This window comes from Streptomyces sp. NPDC058685 (assembly GCF_042714725.1).
GTDB lineage: Bacteria > Actinomycetota > Actinomycetes > Streptomycetales > Streptomycetaceae > Streptomyces.
On record NZ_JBHXSL010000039.1, the window covers coordinates 54,024 to 71,494 of the forward strand.

The 17,471-nt window shown below is 71.6% G+C and carries 19 protein-coding genes; 6 read left to right on the forward strand and 13 right to left on the reverse strand.

The genetic code is table 11. The features are described from left to right. Positions 1-87: 87 nt before the first annotated feature. On the reverse strand, positions 88-555 hold the full coding sequence (locus ACFWU3_RS26510) for a DUF5709 domain-containing protein (RefSeq protein ID WP_384442469.1): 468 nt from the start codon (positions 553-555) through the stop codon (positions 88-90). Positions 556-801: 246 nt separating this feature from the next. Then, entirely contained in the window at positions 802-2,454 is a 1,653-nt protein-coding gene (locus ACFWU3_RS26515) for an IclR family transcriptional regulator C-terminal domain-containing protein (protein WP_384442472.1), read from the reverse strand. Between the two features lie 192 nt (positions 2,455-2,646). Here ACFWU3_RS26515 and ACFWU3_RS26520 point away from each other — a divergent pair, with 192 nt between their 5' ends. The 3 genes from ACFWU3_RS26520 to ACFWU3_RS26530 are packed head-to-tail and all read left to right on the forward strand — an operon-like array spanning position 2,647 to position 5,286. Beyond that, positions 2,647-3,420 (forward strand): CoA transferase subunit A, encoded by a 774-nt coding sequence (locus ACFWU3_RS26520; protein WP_384442475.1) that lies wholly within the window; start codon positions 2,647-2,649, stop codon positions 3,418-3,420. Next, complete coding sequence (locus ACFWU3_RS26525) at positions 3,420-4,064, forward strand: CoA transferase subunit B (protein WP_384442478.1); 645 nt, start codon at positions 3,420-3,422, stop codon at positions 4,062-4,064. Before ACFWU3_RS26520 ends, ACFWU3_RS26525 begins: the two co-directional genes overlap by 1 nt. Positions 4,065-4,095: 31 nt before the next feature. After that, positions 4,096-5,286 carry a thiolase family protein gene (locus ACFWU3_RS26530; RefSeq protein WP_384442481.1) on the forward strand — a complete coding sequence of 397 codons (1,191 nt, stop codon included), beginning with the start codon at positions 4,096-4,098 and terminating at the stop codon, positions 5,284-5,286. 301 nt (positions 5,287-5,587) lie between these two features. On the opposite strand, the gene ACFWU3_RS26535 is transcribed toward ACFWU3_RS26530, so the two are convergent. Then, positions 5,588-6,070, reverse strand: a complete 483-nt coding sequence (locus ACFWU3_RS26535) for a DUF6069 family protein (RefSeq protein WP_384442484.1) — start codon at positions 6,068-6,070, stop codon at positions 5,588-5,590. 368 nt (positions 6,071-6,438) lie between these two features. Between ACFWU3_RS26535 and ACFWU3_RS26540 the strand changes: the two genes are divergently transcribed. From ACFWU3_RS26540 to ACFWU3_RS26550, 3 genes are all read left to right on the forward strand, one after another. Continuing rightward, positions 6,439-6,660, forward strand: a complete 222-nt coding sequence (locus ACFWU3_RS26540; RefSeq protein ID WP_384442486.1) for a DUF5999 family protein — start codon at positions 6,439-6,441, stop codon at positions 6,658-6,660. Between the two features lie 299 nt (positions 6,661-6,959). Next, complete coding sequence (locus ACFWU3_RS26545) at positions 6,960-7,574, forward strand: hypothetical protein (protein WP_384442489.1); 615 nt, start codon at positions 6,960-6,962, stop codon at positions 7,572-7,574. After that, a complete protein-coding gene (locus ACFWU3_RS26550; protein ID WP_384442492.1) occupies positions 7,574-8,218 on the forward strand; it encodes a hypothetical protein in 645 nt (214 codons plus the stop codon). Before ACFWU3_RS26545 ends, ACFWU3_RS26550 begins: the two co-directional genes overlap by 1 nt. A 108-nt stretch (positions 8,219-8,326) precedes the next feature. Here the strand turns inward: ACFWU3_RS26550 and ACFWU3_RS26555 are convergent, their stop codons facing one another. The 10 genes from ACFWU3_RS26555 to ACFWU3_RS26600 form a co-directional block, all read right to left on the reverse strand. After that, positions 8,327-9,292 carry a nucleoside hydrolase gene (locus ACFWU3_RS26555; RefSeq protein ID WP_384442495.1) on the reverse strand — a complete coding sequence of 322 codons (966 nt, stop codon included), beginning with the start codon at positions 9,290-9,292 and terminating at the stop codon, positions 8,327-8,329. A gap of 68 nt (positions 9,293-9,360) precedes the next feature. Next, entirely contained in the window at positions 9,361-10,563 is a 1,203-nt protein-coding gene (locus tag ACFWU3_RS26560; protein WP_384442498.1) for an epoxide hydrolase family protein, read from the reverse strand. 204 nt (positions 10,564-10,767) lie between these two features. Beyond that, positions 10,768-11,688, reverse strand: a complete 921-nt coding sequence (locus tag ACFWU3_RS26565) for a hypothetical protein (protein ID WP_384442501.1) — start codon at positions 11,686-11,688, stop codon at positions 10,768-10,770. A 196-nt stretch (positions 11,689-11,884) separates the two neighbouring features. Next, a complete protein-coding gene (locus ACFWU3_RS26570) occupies positions 11,885-13,495 on the reverse strand; it encodes an MFS transporter (RefSeq protein WP_384442504.1) in 1,611 nt (536 codons plus the stop codon). Between the two features lie 213 nt (positions 13,496-13,708). Continuing rightward, positions 13,709-14,362: a TetR/AcrR family transcriptional regulator gene (locus tag ACFWU3_RS26575; RefSeq protein WP_384442507.1), complete on the reverse strand. Its 654-nt coding sequence runs from the start codon at positions 14,360-14,362 to the stop codon at positions 13,709-13,711. 295 nt (positions 14,363-14,657) lie between these two features. Beyond that, the gene (locus tag ACFWU3_RS26580; RefSeq protein WP_384442510.1) at positions 14,658-15,875 is read right to left on the reverse strand and encodes an MFS transporter; all 1,218 of its coding nucleotides are present in this window, start codon (positions 15,873-15,875) and stop codon (positions 14,658-14,660) included. A 269-nt stretch (positions 15,876-16,144) separates the two neighbouring features. Next, a complete protein-coding gene (locus ACFWU3_RS26585; protein ID WP_384442513.1) occupies positions 16,145-16,411 on the reverse strand; it encodes a DUF4235 domain-containing protein in 267 nt (88 codons plus the stop codon). After that, positions 16,411-16,875, reverse strand: coding sequence for a DUF3618 domain-containing protein (locus ACFWU3_RS26590; protein ID WP_384442516.1), 465 nt, complete (start codon positions 16,873-16,875; stop codon positions 16,411-16,413). Before ACFWU3_RS26590 ends, ACFWU3_RS26585 begins: the two co-directional genes overlap by 1 nt. Next, positions 16,872-17,291, reverse strand: a complete 420-nt coding sequence (locus ACFWU3_RS26595) for a phage holin family protein (protein WP_384442518.1) — start codon at positions 17,289-17,291, stop codon at positions 16,872-16,874. Before ACFWU3_RS26595 ends, ACFWU3_RS26590 begins: the two co-directional genes overlap by 4 nt. Beyond that, positions 17,288-17,471: hypothetical protein (locus ACFWU3_RS26600; RefSeq protein ID WP_384442521.1), on the reverse strand; the 184-nt coding region annotated here is incomplete at its 5' end. The genes ACFWU3_RS26595 and ACFWU3_RS26600, both read right to left, overlap by 4 nt.

Consider the following 17,471-nt stretch of genomic DNA (forward strand, 5'->3'; position numbering starts at 1 on the left):
CCTGCCCGGCAGAAGTACCGCCGTGCGGCGGCCCTGCGGTTGGCCGGTGGACCCTCACCGGCTCCGGGCATGCGCCACGGTCGACCGCTAAGGGGCGCCGTCGTCCTCGTCGGGAATCGTGTGCATCGCCGCTTCCTCCGCGGACGCCGCGCCACCGTCGATGCCGACGTCCCGCGCGGTCACGTCGTTGTCCTGACGGGACGCGTAGCCGTCCTGGGTCAGCCTGCCGGAGCGGGCGTCTCCCGCCTCGTCGTCGAGCGGCTCGCCCTCGCCGCGGGGCAGATCGCCGATCCCGTCGCCGGGCTCCGGCTCGATGTCCGGTGTCTCCTGGGCGAGCCGCTGATCGAGGGACTCGCCCTCCCGCTGTTCCTCGCCGGTGGTGCCGTACTTCCCCACACCCAACGGACGCTCGGGCGGTGAGTAGCCTTCCTCGACGATGTCGTCCAGATCCCGCTCGTCGATCGCGTTCTCCAGGTCGAGGTCGTCGGTCGGACGGTTCTGGGTCTCCGTCGCGTCGGGCTGGTACACGTCGTCGCCACGTGCTTCGTCGGACATGTCAGGCTCCTCGTCTCCCGTGAGATCGGCCCCGTGATGGGCGGGCAGGACTCAGTGCGCGTGCCGCACCGACGTGCGTACGCGCAAAGTCGCACATTCCGGGTGCCCGAAGAGAAGCGGGTAAACCACAGGGACTGCTGGGAGGTCCCGGCGCCATGAGGGGGGCGTCTCCCGTCGCGGTGGTCCTGCTCGGACCGCGGCCACCGGACCCGCGGCCACCGGACCCGCGGCCACCGGGGCCGCGGCTCAGGACGAGGGGATCCTGGTGAAGCGTCCGGCGATGCGCAGATCCGCCTCGATCCCGGCGGCCGCCGAGCGCAGCGCGGGCAGCACCTCCGCCAGGCACTGGTCCACGGTACGGCGGCTGCTGTGCATGGCGACGTTCACGGCCCCGACCGCTCGTCCGCAGTGATCTCGCACCGGCACGGCCAGGGAGCGCAGGCCCTCTTCGAGCTCCTCGTCGACCAGGGCGTATCCGTCCTGCGCCACCTGTGCGAGAACGGCATCGAGCCGCTCCCGGTCGGTGACGGTCCGGGAGGTCAGCGCGCGCAGCTCTGTTCCTGCCAGCAGGTCCGCACGGTCGCGCGCGGGCAGGTCGGCCAGCAGGACGCGCCCCATGGATGCCGCGTACGCCGGAAATCTGGTGCCGATCCCGATGTTGACGCTCATGATGCGGCCGGTCGCGACCCGCGCCGTGTACTGGATGGCATCGCCGTCGAGCACCGCCAGGGACGCCGAGTCGTGCACCTCCTCCACGAGGGTCGCCAGATGCGGTGCGGCGATGTCGGCAAGCGTGATGCGCGACAGCGGCGGATACCCGAGCGTCAGCACCTTCGGGGTGAGCCGGAACGTGCGCTCGCGTGCCTCCACATGTCCGAGGTGCTCCAGGGTGATCAGCGCGCGGCGGGCGGTGGCGCGCGCCAGTCCGGTGACCTGGGCGACCGCGGCGAGCGTGAGTTCCGCGCGTCCGTCCCCGAAGGCGGTGAGCACCGTCAGCCCGCGGGCCAGTGACTCCACGAACTCGGCGCCGAGTTCCTGTTTGGAGGCGCCTGTCCAGGCGGCGAGCCCGCCCGCCCGGTCCTCGGTCTCCACCCGGCTCGTCCTCAGCCGTTCCTCCATCGCGGCCACGGTGTCCCGCACCCGCGGCAGCAGGGACTCGCGCATCGAAGCCGCGGTGTGACGGCTGGTGTGGCTCACCACGCCGACGGCGCAGACCACCCGGCCGTCGGGGGAGCGCACCGGAAGAGCGAGCGTGATCAGTCCCGGTTCGACGAGCTGGTCGTCCAGGGCCCAGCCCTGTGCACGGGCCTGTGCGGCACGCTGCTCGAAGGCGGGCTCCTCTTCGGCCCGATCCGCGGCCGGCAGGGCGCCGCGGCCGCGCGGGCCGGCGCCGCGCCGCGCGCGCCAGTGCGACCACTCCTCCTCGCTGCGGGATGCGGCGAACACCGCTCCCTGTGCGGTCCGTTCGGCCGGCAGCAGGTCCCCGATGCGAAAGGTGAGCGACATCGCCCGCCGTCGTCTCGTCCGGTGGACGAAGCGGATGCCGTCGCCGTCGGGTACGGCCAGGGAGACGGACTCGTCGAGAGCGTCGGCGAGCTCTTCCGCGAGCGGGCCGAGCGGGCCGGGCAGGCGGATCGAGGCGAGGTAGGCGTTCCCCAGTTCCATCAGCCGGGGCGCCAGGACGGCCGTGTGCTCGGCGAGCCGGAGGTAGCCCATGCGCGCCAGGGTCGCGGCGATCCGGTCGACGGTGGAGCGGGCGAGTCCGGTGGAGCGTACGAGCTCGCTGACGGTGGCCCGTCCGCCCGCCTCGCTGAGGGCGTCGAGGACGGCGACACCGCGCATCAGCGGGCCCACGGCCTCCCGGGGCGCCGCGTCGCGGATCGGGGTCCTCGCGGCCATCGGGGCCCTCCGTGCGGTCGTCGTGCGTCGATGTCCTGGAGCCCGGACTCGGCCCACAGTCGTCCCGTGCGGCCGTTGACATCGCGTGGCCGATGAACGCACACTCGTCCGAGTGAAAAATGAACTGTAGTTCATCTGGCGAACCACTGCATCCCGGTCGGTGCTTCCGCCCCATGACAAGGAACCTCCGCGATGGACAAGGTCGAGCAGAGCGCCGCCGAAGCGGTCCGTGACATCGGGGATCACGCCTCCCTGGCGGTCGGCGGGTTCGGCCTCAGCGGAGTGCCGAACACCCTGATCGCGGCGGTCCTCGCCCGCGGGGTCGGCGGACTGCAGGTGGTCTCCAACAACTGCGGGGTCGACGGGGCGGGCCTCGGCACCCTGCTCGCCGCCGGCCGGATCGCCCATGTCACCGGCTCGTACATCGGGGACAACAAGGAGTTCGCCCGCCAGTACCTCGGGGGCGAACTGGAGGTCGAGCTCGTACCGCAGGGCACACTCGCCGAACGGCTGCGCGCCGGCGGCTGCGGCATTCCCGCCTTCTTCACCCCCGCCGGCGTCGGCACCCAGGTCGCGGACGGCGGACTGCCCCTGCGCTACGCCCCCTCCGGGCCGGACGCCGGTACGGGCGCGGTGGCCGTGCCGAGCCCCGCCAAGGAAGTCCGCGTGTTCGACGGACAGGAACATGTCCTCGAGTACGGCATCACCACCGACTTCGCGCTGGTCCGCGCCGCGAAGGGGGACCGCTACGGCAACCTCGTCTTCAACAAGGCCGCACGCAACTTCAACCCGCTCGCCGCGATGGCCGGGCGGGTGACCGTCGCCGAGGTCGAAGAGCTCGTGGAACCGGGCGAGTTGGACCCCGACGCCGTGCACCTCCCCGGAGTGTTCGTGCAGCGCGTGGTCGTCCTCGACGCCGGGCAGGCCGCCGACAAGCAGATCGAGAAGAGGACGGTACGAGCCTGATGGCGTGGACGCGGAACGAGATGGCCGCCCGCGCGGCCGCCGAGCTGACCGACGGTTCGTACGTCAATCTCGGCATCGGACTGCCCACCCTCGTCCCCGGTTTCCTGCCCGAGGGTGTCGACGTGGTCCTCCACTCCGAGAACGGCATCCTCGGCGTCGGGCCCTATCCGACCGACGACGAGGTCGACGCCGACCTCATCAACGCGGGCAAGGAAACCGTCACCGTCCGGCCCGGAGGCGCCTGCTTCGACTCCGCCCTCTCCTTCGGCATGATCCGCGGCGGTCACATCGACACCGCCGTCCTCGGCGCCATGCAGGTCTCCGCCACCGGCGACCTCGCCAACTGGTCCGTCCCCGGCAGGATGATCAAGGGGATGGGCGGTGCCATGGACCTGGTCCACGGAGCCCGCCGGGTCATCGTCCTCACCGAGCACACCGCCCGGGACGGCACCCCGAAGATCGTCCGGGAGTGCACGCTCCCGCTCACCGGCAGGGCGTGCGTGCACCGCGTCATCACCGACCTCGCCGTGCTCGACATCACCGAGGAGGGGCTGCTGCTCGTCGAGACCGCGCCGGACGTCACCCCCGACGAGGTCCTGGCGAGGACCGCGGCGCCCGTCCGTCTGCCCGTCACCACCCCATGACACCCCCTCACGCCCGCACCCTGGAGCTGACATGACCGACCGCCTCCGTGATGTCTATGTCGTGGACGCCGTCCGTACGCCCATCGGCAAGTACGGCGGCGCCCTGTCCGGCATCCGGCCCGACGACCTCGCGGCCGGTGCCCTCGGCGCACTCGTCTCCCGTACCCCCGACCTCGACCCGGCGCGGATCGACGACGTCATCTTCGGGAACGCCAATGGGGCCGGGGAGGACAACCGGGACGTCGCGCGTATGGCCGTGCTGCTGGCCGGGCTGCCCGTCACCGTGCCCGGCGCAACGGTCAACCGGCTCTGCGGTTCGGGGATGGAAGCCGTCATCCAGGCCGCCCGTGCCATCGCCGTCGGGGACGCGTCCATCGCCGTCGCGGGCGGTGTCGAGTCCATGAGCCGCGCGCCCTGGGTCGTGCCCAAGCCCGAACGCGCCTTCCCCGCGGGACACCAGGAGATGTTCTCGACCACGCTCGGCTGGCGCATGGTCAACCCGCGGATGCCCAAGGAGTGGACGGTCGCCCTGGGCGAAGGCGCCGAACTGGTCGCCGACCGCTACGGCATCGACCGCGAGGCACAGGACGCCTTCGCGCTCGCCAGCCACCAGAAGGCCGCCCGTGCCTGGGACGCGGGGCTGTACGACTCCGAGGTCGTCCCCGTCGAGGGCGCCGACCTGGCCCGCGACGAGTGCATCCGCGACAACACCTCCATCGAGGCACTCGCCAGGCTGAAGCCCGTCTTCCGCCAGGGCGGCACGGTCACGGCCGGGAACTCCTCACCGCTCAACGACGGCGCCGCGGCTCTGCTGCTCACCGACGAGGACGGTCTGCGCGCCACCGGCCGGGAACCGCTGGCCCGCATCGGTGCCACGGCCGTGACCGGTATCGAGCCGCAGTACTTCGGCGCCGGGCCGGTCGAAGCGGTCCAGCGCGCACTCAAGAAGGCGGGCCGCGGGGTCGGCGACCTCAGCACCCTCGAACTCAACGAGGCGTTCGCGGCCCAGGCGCTCGCATGTGTCGGCCAGTGGCCCGGACTCGACCCGGCCGTGATCAACCCGCGCGGAGGCGCCATCTCCATCGGCCACCCGCTGGGCGCGTCGGGTGCCCGGATCACCGGAGCAGTGGCGCACCAGCTCGCGGCGGCGGGCTCCGGCACGGGCATCGCGGCCCTGTGCATCGGCGTGGGCCAGGGTCTGGCGCTCGTCCTGGAAAGGTGACCGGGGCGAGGGCATCGCGGCGGCGGAACCGGCCGAGAACTGCACGGGCCCGCCCAACGGCTGAGGCGGCACAAGCCCGGACAGGGTGGTGGGGGCCGGGGGGCGGGGGGGGCGGGCGGGGCCCCGCGGGGGGGGGGGGGGGGGGGGCCGGGGGGGCCCCCCCCCCCCCCCGCGCCCCGCCCCCCCCCCCCGGCGCCGGCCGTACCCCCCGCCGGCGGGGGGGCCCCCCCGGCCCCCGCCCCCCACCACCCTGTCCGCGTGAGCGGGTCTCCGAGAGGACGGGCTGCCGCACCCCCACCGGTCAGGACGCGGCGGGACGGCGGTGCGTCAGCCGTACCGTCAGCGCCGGGATGATCACGGCCGCGGCCACCAGGTGCGACAGGGCCAGGACGATCTGGGTCGAGAGCGCCGTGTGCGGAGCCATGAACGGCGGCGCGAGGGACAGCACGGTCATCGTGGCGGTCGTGACGGCGAAGGTGCGGGCGGGACGCTTCGCGAAGCGGGCCAGCACCACCGCGAGGACGATGCCGACGACGGACCAGAACAGCACACCGAACGCGAAACCCAGTGGCGGGATCGCCGCCGCCGCGTCCGCGCCGGGATTCGCCGCCTCCAACGGGACGCCCGCGAGGCGGGCGAGGGTGGCGAAGGCTTCGGTGGTGATCGCCCCGGCGACGGCGGCGACGACACCGGCCCGCCACACGGGCTGCGCGATCACGGCGGCACGGAACACGCGGGCCGGACGGGAGGTACGGGGCTCGGTGGTAAGGGTCGTGGTGGTCATGATGCTGCCTCCTGGCGCATGGCGGGTTGCATGTGTCATCGAGGCAGACGGGACCGTGGCCGCGAACTCATCGGTTCCGGCAGAGTTTTCTCCGAGGTGTCGCGATCTCCGGATCCGGCACTGTCGGACCCCGGTGACAGACTCGTACACACCGCAGAACGGAACAGAGAACGGAACAGAGAACGGAACAGAGAACGGAACCCGGAACGACCGCCGCGGTCCGATGAGTTCTCGTTGCCGGCCCGGTCGTATCCGGTGACACGAACAAGACGTACGGAGCGCAGCATCCTTGATGAGAGACCCGGACCCGACTCGGGACCGGACGCGTTGAGAGACAGACCCGGAGACTCAGGAATCGGAGCAATGAGATGTGCACACACCGGCCCACCTGCCCGACCGCCGCCCACCCCGACCGTGACGCCGCACGTATCGTCGCCTCCCACCCCGAGCAGGGCTGGAGTCTTCTGTGCAACGGCACGGTCGTCTTCGACGACACCGGTGGGCTGCTGCCGGACGGCGAGATCATTCCGCCGCACCGCCCCCTGACCACCACCCCGCCCTCCCGTGGGCAGTTGACCGTCGCCGCCTGACCTGCCCAAGCCGCATGATGTGCCCGTCAGGACTCCGGCCCCCGATCACCTCGCGTGATCCGTCGCCCTCGCGCACCACACCCGCTGACCCGGACGGCCGCCGGCACCACCGGTCGGCCGGCCTCGCCCCCCGTGTTCTCGCTCGTCCCGACCCGTCCGACGGTGTTTCCCTCCGTCGTCTCCGCGGGCGCCTCCGCACCACCGGTTTGGCCGCTGCAATCCGGGCAACCCGGCGTTCGAACGGCGTCCAGCAAGCGAATTCGAGTTGGGCACATGACACGTGAACCGGGAAGGCAGCCATGTCCACAGTCCTGACCATCGTCGCACTGGTCGCGGTACTTGCGATCGTCGTCGCCGCGGTGTTCTACCTCGGCCCGGGCAAGGGAGGCGGACGGGGGCTCAAGCGCCGGTTCGGTCCCGAGTACGACCGGGTGCTCGCCCGCCACGACGGCGACACCAAGGCCACGGAACACGAACTGAACGAACGCGTCAAGCGGCACGGTGACCTGAGGCCGAAGCCCCTCGCCAGCGAGGCGCGCGAGCAGTATGTCGCCCAGTGGGCCGGTCTCCAGGAGCAGTTCGTCGACTCCCCGGCCCAGGCGGTGGCCGACGCGGACAAGCTCGTCGCCCGTCTGGCCCGGGACCGGGGCTTCCCCGAGGCCTCGCAGCACGACGAGCACCTGGACGCCCTCTCCGTGCACCACGCCGAACACGTCGGCGGCTACCGCCGTATGCACCTGGCCACCCGCGCCAAGTCGAGCACGGAGGAACTGCGCGAGGCGATGGTCGAGGCCCGCGCGCTCTTCGAGGCCCTGGTCACGGCCGGGCCCGAGGACACCCGCACCACCCGTGAGCGTCCTGTCGAAAGCGGCCGCCGCGGCCACCTGCTGAAGCCGAAGGGGAGTGGCGTGTGATGGCGTACGAAAAGGAGAAGGTCCCGGCACCGAAGCGCATCGGTACCCCCGACGCGGTGGAGACGGAGAAGCCGGTCGCGCCCCGCGCGCGGCCCGAGTCCGGCGAGCCGCTGGAGCCGGCAAAGCCCGTGGGCTCCGGCCGACCGGTCGAGCCCAGCGAGCCCGCCGGACCGGCGACGTTCGTCGAGCCCACCGCCACGACCGGCACCCGTGAACCAGCCCGTCCGGTGGCGGCGGGTGACACCGCCCCGCGGATCGAGACCACGGAGGCGCCCAGGACTCCGGAGTCCCACGACACCCTGGTGCCGCACACGACCCCGGCCGGTCCCACGCACTCCGAGCCGCAGGAGCACAAGACACCCGGTCATCTGATCGCGCAGGACGAGCGGGAGAAGCTGGCCCGTCGTCTGCACGACTCCCTCAGCGGGTTCGTCGACGCCCCGCGGCACGCCGTCGAGGATGCGGCCGCGGTCATGGACGACGCCGCCCAGAAGATCACGGCCGCGCTCACCGAGCAGCGCCGCGCCCTTCGCGCGGACTGGCACGGCGAGGGGAAGGGCGGCTCGAGGGAGGCGGACACCGAGGACCTGCGCCTCGCGCTCCGCTCCTACCGCGAGATGACGGAGCGTCTGCTCCGCCTGTAGTACGCGACCGACGGATGCTTGCGGAGAGCAACCGACATCGACGCATGAGGCCCGGCCACCGGCCGGGCCTCATGCGTGCGGCGAGCCGTCGCCCGGTTCGCGCAGGCCCTACGCGGATGAGGGCGGTCTCGCCGCCCGGCGCCCGAGCGTGTCGACCGCCGCGATCACCCGGTCCCAGAACAACTCGGTCTCCAGGTGGACGGCGACCCGCGCGTTCACCGGCCGGTCCAGATACTGATGGAGATCCACCACCGTCGCACCGCGCGTGTACCGGCCGTGGAGTTCGACCGCCACCTGCGCATCGACGCACTGCACGATCGCAGGGTCGATGACCCGTGCCACCGCGACCGGATCGTGCACCGGCGGCGAGGTGAAGCCCCACAACCGCTGATACGTGGAGGCGAAGTACGTCATCAACTCCACGCACACACGGCCCAGTTCCGTGCCCAGTCCGTCGAGTCGCGCCAGTACGTCGGGGGTTGCCGGCGCCTGGTGCGTGACATTGAGGCCGCACATCGTGACCGGCACATCGCTGCGGAACACGATGTCCGCGGCCTCGGGATCGACATGGATGTTGAACTCGGCGGCAGGGGTCCGGTTGCCGCGCTCCGTGGAGCCGCCCATGAGCACGATCTCGCGGATGCGGGTGGCGGCATCGGGATACCGGGTGAGCAGGAGCGCGATGTTCGTCAGCGGCGCCGTCGGCACCAGGGTCACCGGCTCCGGATGCTCGGTCAGGATCCGGTACATCAGCTCCACGGCGTGCTCGGGCACCGTGTCCACCGTCGGTTCGCCGAACCGCGGGCCGTCCATGCCCGAGTCGCCATGGACGTCCTCGGCCACGAGAAGGGGCTGTACGAGCGGCTGTGCGCAGCCCGCCGCGATGGGCACGTCGGTGATGCCGGCGACCGTACAGACACGGCGCGCGTTGAGCGTGGTCTTCTCCACGGTCTGATTGCCGGCCACGGTCGTGATGGCGAGCAGATCGATCGCCGGGTCGCCCGCGGCGAGCATGATGGCGATGGCGTCGTCGTGTCCGGGATCGCAGTCGATGATGATCGGAACGGGCGGCACGGTGCTCCTCGTCGTCAGAATCGGCAGCCTGTTCAGTGTGCCCCTCGCCCCGTCCCCCGGGGCGGACATCAGACCTGACGCCGTCCTGCCAGGCTCCGGAAGAACGCCCGTACGTCGCCGACCAGGAGATCCGGCACCTCCATCGCGGGAAAATGCCCTCCGCGGTCGAACTCCGTCCAGCGCACGATCGTGTTCGTGCGCTCCCCGATGTGACGCAGGGGGATGAAGTTGTCCATCGGGAAGACGGCGAGCGCGGTCGGCGCGTCCGACGGCTCAGGCGGCCTGCCCCAGTAGGCCGCGTGCGCGCGCTCGTAGTAGATACGGGCGGACGAACCGGCCGTACGCGTCAGCCAGTACAGCATCACGTTGGTGAGCAGGTGGTCGCGGTCGACAGCGCCCTCGGGGCGTTCGCGCGTGTCCGACCACTCGTAGAACTTCTCCGCGATCCAGGCCAGCTGGCCGACCGGGGAGTCGGTCAGCCCGTACGCCAGGGTCTGCGGCCGTGTCGCCTGGATGTCGGCGTAGCCCTGGCGCTCGCGGATCCACACCTTGTTGCGCTCCCAGGAGGCATGCGTCCGCTCGCGCTCCGCAGGACTCAGCGCGGCCAGCGTCTCGGCGTCCGGCTCCTCGGGCGCGGCCGCACCCGGCAGGAGGTTGAGGTGGACGCCGATGACCCGGTCGCGGTGGATACGGCCGAGTTCACGGGCGATGGCAGCACCCCAGTCGCCGCCCTGCGTGCCGTACCGCCCGTAGCCCAGTCGCGCCATCAGTTCGCCGAAGGCGGCGGCCACCCGCTGGAACTCCCAGCCACGCTCCTTCGTCGGTCCGGACAGTCCGAAGCCGGGGATGCTGGGCATCACCAGGTGGAAGGCGTCGGCCGGGTCGCCGCCGTGCGCACGCGGATCGGTCAACGGGCCGGCTATGGCGGCGAACTCCACGACCGAGCCCGGCCAGCCGTGCGTGACGATCAGGGGTGTCGCGTCCGGCTCCGGCGACCGGAGATGGGCGAAGTGGACGGTCGCCCCGTCGATGGTTGTCGTGAACTGGGGCCATTCGTTGAGGCCGGCCTCCGCCGCCCGCCAGTCGTACTCGTGCCGCCAGTACCGCACGAGCTCGCGCACATGACCTAGCGGGACTCCGTAGTCCCAGCCCGCCTCGGGCAGTTCGTCCGGCCAGCGGGTGTGGTCCAGACGTGTGTGCAGGTCATCGAGCTCGCTCTGTGGGATGTCGATGCGGAAGGGGCGGATGCGGTCGTCGTTCGAGGTCGTCACGGCGATGGATGCTATCCCTGCGCCGCGACGGTCTGTCGACGCGCTTTTCAGCACGCTCTACGGGTGGTACTCCGGGGCGGGCGGCGATCCGGGTCTCCCGGCCTTTCGGGGCAGGCCGGAGCCCGTCGCCTGGCCGAGCTCCGGGGCGGCAGATCGCGTCGCGGGCCTCGGGAAGCGGCGCCGATCACCGGCGGCCACCCGGGCTCATGAGGAGCTCCGGGTCGCCGGCCGCTCGGCTGCCTCCCTCGCCGCCGACGCCTTGCGGCGCGCGGACTTCGCGGCCTGCTCGGCGGCCTTGGCGGTGTCACGCGCCGTCCGTGCCCGAGCGCGAGCGTCCTTCTGTTGCCGCTGGGCGGCCTTGAGCTCCCGGGCCAGCTCCGACACCCGCTCCTCGGCCTCCACCCGCGCGCTGTCCGCCCGATCCCCGGCCCACTCGGCCTCCCGCTGCTCCGCCTCCAAGGCACTTGCCTTCTTCTCGGCGGTCTCGGCGGCCTCGGCCGCCTTCCGGGCCCGGTCGATCTGCCGGCGCTGTTCCCGCTCCTCGGCCCGCGACCGCGTCTGTGTACGGGGCTGGGGTCGTTTCTCGGGCTTCGCAGCGCGCCCCGTCGGCGTGGGCGGTGTCCCCGGGGAAGGCACCGTGGTCTGCACCGCTCCGTCGAATCCCACCGGCGCGTTCAGCGGCCTGGCGAGACGTCCCGCTGCCCACTGCTCGGCCGCCCGAGGATCGGCGAGCACGGCATGCAGCGTGGCCTCGATCTCGTGCTGTGCTGCCTCGCCGACCGACTGCCCGGCCGCCTCCGCCAGCTTCCGCGCTTCCCGGGCCAGCGCGCCGACGAGCGCGTGCTGCTGTCGGCCGAGCTCCCTCAGCTGCCCGCCGTCGAGCTGCTGATGGGCCTGGCGCAGCCCTTCGCCCAGGCCGATCAGCGGCTGCACCTTCTCCGACTGCTGCCGTACGAGAAGGTTGCTGGCCCAGGCCGACAGCGTCGGTCGCCGCAGTTCCTTGATCCGTGCCGCCAGTTCATGGTCTCCCGCTGTGCGGGCGCGGGCCGCGCGCTCGTTGCGCGCGGCCGTGAAGTCCTGGGGCAGCAGCTGGTACAGCTCGTCGGTCACGCTTTCCAGATCCACGGTCCTCCAGCGGGCGACAGCCCCCGTGATCGATTCTCGCACCGCGGTACCGGCGTCGCTTCTGGAGCCCGGCCGGGACGGGAGCCCGGGTGAGGCGGCCCCGTCGACCGACGGGGGTCCGGGGAGCGAACTGCCCCTCCCCGGACCCCAGGATCCCCGGAGCCGTGGAGAAGCTCCCCTCTCACCGCCGGACGGTTCAACCGACCCGCGTCGGCTCCTGCTCCGGTGCCGTGGCAGCAGCCTCCTCCGCCGCGGCCTTCCGCCGCCTGCGGCCCGGCAGGACGAACAGCACCAGCAGCGTGCCCGCGCCCATCGTGATGCCGCCGACCAGGCTGGTGCTCGACACGGCTTGGGCGAACGCCTGGTGAACGGCGCCCAGGAGCGCTTGAGCCTGCTGGGGTCCGACAGCCGGGTCCTGGGCGAGACGCTCGGCGACGGCGAGTCCTCCGCCGACGGAGTCCGTCGCGGTGTCGAGGGCCGCGGCGGGCAGCCGGCTGCCGACCAGGTCGGTCAGCTCGCTGCGGTAGGTGGTCCCGAGCAGCGAGCCGAGGACGGCGATTCCCAGTGATCCGCCGAGTTCGAGTGCGGTGTCGTTGGCGCCACCGCCGACGCCCAGTTCGTTCTCCGGGAACGTCGACATGATGGTGTCGGTCGCGGGGGACACGCTCAGCCCGATCGCGACACCCAGCAGCACCAGGGGCCCGACGAAGTCCGTGTACGTGGAGTTCGTGTCGATCAGCGTCAGCAGAAGGACGCCGACGGTCCCGATCACCATGCCGGCCACCACGGTTGTCTTCATGCCCAGCTTGGGCGTGAGGCGTCCGGTGAGGGCGGCACCCACGAACACCGCGCCGGCGAGCGGCAGAAGACGTACGCCGGTGTCCAGCGCGCCGTAGCCGAGCACGAACTGCAGGTGCTGCGTGGCGTAGTAGATCGAGCCGAAGGTACCGAAGAAGAAGAACAGCACGGCGAGCATGGAGCCGCTGAACGAGCGGATCCTGAACTTGCGTACGTCCAGCATCGGCTGGGGGTGACGCAGCTCCCACAGGACGAAGAGCACCAGGCCCACGACGGCGACCACCGCGGCGGTGACGGGACCGGTGCCCCAGCCGAAGTGGGGGCCTTCGATGATCGCGTAGACGAGAGCGGCGATCGAGACGATGGACAGCAGTCCGCCACCGAAGTCGAGCCGTCCCATGCCCTCCGCCTTCGACGGCGGGATCAGCGTCAGGGCTCCGATGAGGGTGAGGACCACGACGGGAACGTTGATCAGGAAGGTGGAGCCCCACGCGTGGTTCTCCAGCAGCCAGCCCGCGACCAGCGGGCCGACAGCGATCGCGAGGCCCGATGTGGCGGTCCAGGCGGTGATGGCGCGGCCGCGCTCCTCGCGGGGGAACGTCGCCACGAGCAGGGACAGCGTGGCCGGCATGATCACGGCGGCGCCCACACCCATGATCCCGCGGGCGGCGATGACCAGCCCGGTCTCGTCGACGAGGCTTCCCATGACCGATCCGGCACCGAAGACCAGCAGACCGACGACGAGGGCACCCCGGCGGCTGTACTTGTCGCCCATCGCGCCGAGGACCAGCATCAGCGCCGCGTACGGCACGGTGTAGCCGTCGATCACCCATTGCAGATCACTGCTGCTCAGGCCCAGGTCACGGGTCATGTCCGGGGCGGCGACGATCAGTGAGGTGTTGGCCATCACGATGATCAGCAGGCTGAGACACAGCACCAGCAGCGCCCACCAGCGCCGCGCATAGGGCTCGTCCATCCTGTCGACCGGCGTCTTCGCGAGGAGAGGCATCGTCTGGTCTTTCGAGGGAGGGAACGGGGGGAGCATCGTTATTTGCACGCTCATGTGCAGACTAGCTACTTGCACAGCCGTGTGCAAATGAGCTGTCCGAGTGGGGTGGCGCGTCTGTGTGGGAGCGGGCGCGCGGACGGCGCGGCCCATGCCGAAGCGCGGCTGGTCGCAGCCGTACGGCGGGGATGAAAGGCCCTGAGAGGGGTGGGTGGATCAGAGAGCGTCGTCGGGCTCGATGACGGCGTCGATCGACTCCGACAGCTCACGCACCACGGTTTCCGCCCGCTCCGCGGGCACACCGGCGGCGATCAGCGTGGTGACCGCGGTGGCTTCCCCGTTGTCCTTCCAGTCCTGCGCGTTGACGCTCTCCAGCAGGGAGAGCGTCAACGCCTCCAGTGCGGCGCTGAGCACGGCCGGCGGAACATGGGCATGGAAGGTGCCGGCGGCCTGGCCCCGGCCGAGGATGCCCGTCACTTCCCTGCGTGCGGGCGCCAGTACGTCGATGACGCGATCCATGCCGAGATCGCGGCGTGCGAGCGCGAGCAGCATCCGGTAGCGGTCGCCGATGGGCCACATGGTCAGGACGAAACGCGCGAACGCCCGCTCGGGGTCCTCGGAGGGCGAGGCCGCGACATCGACCGCCGTCCGCAGCGTGCCCGCCGCCTCGTCGGCGAGAGCGTCGAGGAGTGCGGTGCGGCCGGCGAAGTGACCGTAGACGGTACGTCGTACGACGCCTGCGGCGCGCGCGATCTCCTCGAGGGTGGTCTCCGGATTGAGCGCCAACTCGCGGCGTGCGACGGCCAGAATCCGCGCCCGGTTGGAGCGGGAATTGCTGCGTTGCGGTGCGCGGGCGGAGGGCTTGGTCACGGCGGTACCCCGGAGGACGGGCCTCCCCGGACGGGAGGACGCGGTCGGTGGCACCATGCTTGCACAGGCTCGGGCAAGCACCCTCGCACCCGTCGGCACCGCACCCGTCGGCGGAGCACCGCGAGTGTCCGCACCCGGCGGCCCGGCCCCCCGGCCGGGCTCGCCTTCGTCCATGGGTGGCGGCCCTACTGTACCCGGGCACAGTAGGAACAGGGCAGGTCGTGCGGGGGTTTCCGGCGGTAAACACCGCGCGCCCGGCCGTCGTTCGCGAAGCCTCGCACCGTCGTGGTCGCCCTCACCTCGCCGATCGCGCCATCGCGAACGCAACCACGACGTACGGGACGGCGAACAGTGCGAACAACGCGCCGTGACCGGTGTATTGGGACGCCGTGCCGTACGCCGCGTACATCAGCAGCGTCGACACACTCGTGCCCAGACCCGCCAGCGAGGTCACGGTCGCCCGGCTCGGGCCGGTGATGGCCGCCTGCAACCGGGCGTCGGCCACCACGTCGGCCATCTGGAACACCAGAAAGGCCGACGCGAGCAGCAGGAAGCCGAACGGGCTGCCGGAGAGCGCGCCCACCGCCATGACCACTCCGGCGACCGCGACGGCCGCGCCCATCGTGCGCGCCGCCATGCGCTCGGCTCGTGCGGCCAGCAGGCTGCCGAGGGTCACGCCGATCCAGACGGCCAGGACGAGAAAGGGCACGTCCCGCGTCGACGCCCCGGTCTCCACGGCCAGCAGCGGGACATACTCGTCCAGCGCGCCCCACACCGTGGTCACAAGGACGGCCATCAGCAGGGCGTTCCGTACCGCCTTGCTCCCGCGGACCTCGGACAGACCTGTCCTGAGCGTCGCCGCGTAGCCCGCGTCCGGGGCGTCGTCGTCCTGCCCCGCAGGGTTGTCCGACCGGTGCTCGGGCAGCAGAGCCGCGGCCACCGCGCACAGCGCACAGGCCACGACACTGGCCGCGCCCAGCGCCGCGTAGCCGCCGAGCGCGAACAGGGGGCCCGCCGCCGCGGTGGCCACTGCCGTGGCGGCCATGCTCACCGCTCCCGCGCGGCCCATCAGCCCGGCATAGCGCGACGCGGCACCGAGCCGGTCGAGCTCCTCGTAGACGAGGGCCTCTTGTGCCCCGGAACGCAGCGCACCGCCGGTGCCCCAGAGGACGAAGCCGACGGCAAAGGCCCCGTACGACGGGGCAGCCACCCACAGGGCGAAACCGGCGGCCGACAGCAGCGGCCCGATGATCAGCAGCAGACGGCGGGAGACCATGTCCGCCCACACACCCGAAGGCACTTCGAGCAGCAGCCCGGTCACCGACCAGATGGCGAAGAGGGAGGAGATCTCCGCGGTGCTCAGGCCGTGTTCGGCGAACAGCAGGGCGTAGACCGGGTAGAGCAGGATCAGATCCTCGAAGCCGGCGGACACGAGGAGCGTCCGCTCCAGCCGCCGGATCTGCGAGCCGGGCACGCGGGTGCGTGCGGGCACGCCTGAGGTGGGAAAGAGCATCGAAGGTCCTTCTGCGAACGGAACGGTTGACGGCGTCGGCGCTCGTCCCGTGGGCGGCGCTCGACAGCCCGTTCCGTGCGGACCTTCAGTGGTGGATCAATGTCGTCGTCGGTTCATGCCCTCAGTGTACGAAGGCGGCCGACGTGCGGCACGGGATTTCTCTCTGCGGCCCGGGGGTGCGACGGGGGCCGGACACAGGCCCCCGGACCCGGGCTGCCCGGGTGCCCGACTGCTTCACGCAGTGCGCCCCGGGCACCCGGACAGCATCCTCAGCCGGGCCAGGTGCCCGTCAGCCGGTGGGTGGCGGTCGCTCCGCCGCGGTCCACCGCGGCCTTCACGACGGCGAATATCGCGCCCTGCAGAGCGGCGGCGATCAGCACCTCCCGCCAGGAACGGTCCTGGTCCGTGGCGTCGGGGGCGTCGTCCTGACGCCCGACGACCTTCCACGCCTGCTTGAACGCGGCTCCGGCGAGCATGCCGCTCACGGCACCCAGGGCCATGCCGACCGGCTTGTACGCGATCTTCGACGCCTTCATCAGCGCTTCCTGCCACGGCGCTTGACGGCGATCAGCACCAGCGCGCCCGCGGCGGCGGTGAGCAGCAGCGGCCCCTTGCGGCGGCGTGCGACGTCGCCGGCCTGGCTCGCCCTGTCGGTCACCGCGTCGGGAGTCTTCTCCTGGAAGGTGTGCGCCACGGAGGCCACGGTCTCCGCGATCTGCGCCTTGGCCTGTGCGGCCTTGTCGCGCACCTGCTCGGGTGTCTTCTCCTGAGCGATGTGCGCCACCCGGGCCGCGGTCTCCTGCACCTGGGCCTTGCCCTGTGCCGCCGCGTCCTGGACCTGCGTCTTCGCCTTGGCGGCCTTCTCCTGCGCCTGACCCTTCACATCTGCCTTTCCGGCCAGCTTCTCCACGGTGCGGCCCAGCTCCTCACGTGTGCCCTCCACCTGCCGACGCAACTCGTCGGGGGTGGGGGAGTCCTTCGGCCCGGTCTTGCCACTCATCGGTGTGCCCTCTCCTTGATCTCGGCCACATCGGCCTTGACACTCTCGATCGCCCGCTCGGGAGTGGGCGGTGTGGCCATACCGACCTGCTTCTTGCCCATCGCCGCGAGAACCGCCGCGATCACGAACAGCACGCCGGTAATGATCAGTGCGGCCGCCCACAGGGGCAGGACCAGCACCAACGCGGCGATGGCGGTGGCAGCGAGGGCCTGAAGCCCGATGAACGCCACGATGCCGGCGCCACCGAACATGCCGCCGCCCTTGCCGAACCGCTTGCCCTTCTGCGTCATCTCCGCCTGCGCCAGCCGAAGCTCCTCGCGGACGAGCTGCGACAACTGCTGCGACGCCTGGGAGACCAAGTCGCCCACCGATTCCTTGGATTCGCCGTGCTCTACGCGGCGCTCAGAGATGGTCACCGCTGCTCACCTTCCCTCCTCGCTTCGTCGGCGGGGTGTGCTGTGCGGTCGTCGTACCGAGGTTTCGCGCCCGGCCGGGCGCTGAAGCGCAGTTCATGACCCCACCGCTGCTTCGCTGCGGGTACCCAGGGGAAGGAGACCCATCCCTCGGGAGGAACGACGGCATCAACAGAGGTGCCG

Bases quoted from the DNA above. Each gene is read 5' to 3' on its own strand.
- ACFWU3_RS26510 (WP_384442469.1), bottom strand. From the start codon at position 555: ATGTCCGACGAAGCACGTGGCGACGACGTGTACCAGCCCGACGCGACG.
- ACFWU3_RS26515 (WP_384442472.1), bottom strand. From the start codon at position 2,454: ATGGCCGCGAGGACCCCGATCCGCGACGCGGCGCCCCGGGAGGCCGTG.
- ACFWU3_RS26520 (WP_384442475.1), top strand. From the start codon at position 2,647: ATGGACAAGGTCGAGCAGAGCGCCGCCGAAGCGGTCCGTGACATCGGG.
- ACFWU3_RS26525 (WP_384442478.1), top strand. From the start codon at position 3,420: ATGGCGTGGACGCGGAACGAGATGGCCGCCCGCGCGGCCGCCGAGCTG.
- ACFWU3_RS26530 (WP_384442481.1), top strand. From the start codon at position 4,096: ATGACCGACCGCCTCCGTGATGTCTATGTCGTGGACGCCGTCCGTACG.
- ACFWU3_RS26535 (WP_384442484.1), bottom strand. From the start codon at position 6,070: ATGACCACCACGACCCTTACCACCGAGCCCCGTACCTCCCGTCCGGCC.
- ACFWU3_RS26540 (WP_384442486.1), top strand. From the start codon at position 6,439: ATGTGCACACACCGGCCCACCTGCCCGACCGCCGCCCACCCCGACCGT.
- ACFWU3_RS26545 (WP_384442489.1), top strand. From the start codon at position 6,960: ATGTCCACAGTCCTGACCATCGTCGCACTGGTCGCGGTACTTGCGATC.
- ACFWU3_RS26550 (WP_384442492.1), top strand. From the start codon at position 7,574: ATGGCGTACGAAAAGGAGAAGGTCCCGGCACCGAAGCGCATCGGTACC.
- ACFWU3_RS26570 (WP_384442504.1), bottom strand. From the start codon at position 13,495: ATGCCTCTCCTCGCGAAGACGCCGGTCGACAGGATGGACGAGCCCTAT.
- ACFWU3_RS26580 (WP_384442510.1), bottom strand. From the start codon at position 15,875: ATGCTCTTTCCCACCTCAGGCGTGCCCGCACGCACCCGCGTGCCCGGC.
- ACFWU3_RS26585 (WP_384442513.1), bottom strand. From the start codon at position 16,411: ATGAAGGCGTCGAAGATCGCGTACAAGCCGGTCGGCATGGCCCTGGGT.
- ACFWU3_RS26590 (WP_384442516.1), bottom strand. From the start codon at position 16,875: ATGAGTGGCAAGACCGGGCCGAAGGACTCCCCCACCCCCGACGAGTTG.